Below are 367 nucleotides of genomic sequence, written 5' to 3' on the forward strand. Positions count from 1 at the left end.
GTTGGTTTCCAGCGCCTCCAATATGTGGCTGGCATGCTCGTTGGAGCGCTTTGACGCGTCGATCGGTTTCGACGCCGCTTCGAGGAATTGCGGATACTCGGTCTCGAACCAGTTGCGGGTTTCCGTGGAATAGCGGAGGTAGCCGCCCGTCTCGCCATGGATCCAGTCGGACATGTCGATCCAGCGCGTGATCTCGTCGGGGCGCTTGCGGTACCAAGGCAGATATTCGGAGAGATGGCCGTTGCTTTCGGTCGAATAGACGCCGAAGCGCTTCAGCACATCGATGCGCAGCTTTTCCTGCTGGGAATAGACCGGATGTGCCTCGAAGGCGGCAATTAGCTCATCCCTATCGATCTTGCGGCCGTTC

Annotated in this window: 1 pseudogene; it reads right to left on the reverse strand. The window is 58.6% G+C overall.

Annotation, left to right across the window (positions count from 1 at the left end):
• Positions 1-367: pseudogene (locus X744_RS0139375) on the reverse strand (alpha-glucosidase/alpha-galactosidase); the annotation flags it as partial.

It is taken from the genome of Mesorhizobium sp. LNHC252B00, from assembly GCF_000502955.1.
Lineage (GTDB): Bacteria > Pseudomonadota > Alphaproteobacteria > Rhizobiales > Rhizobiaceae > Mesorhizobium.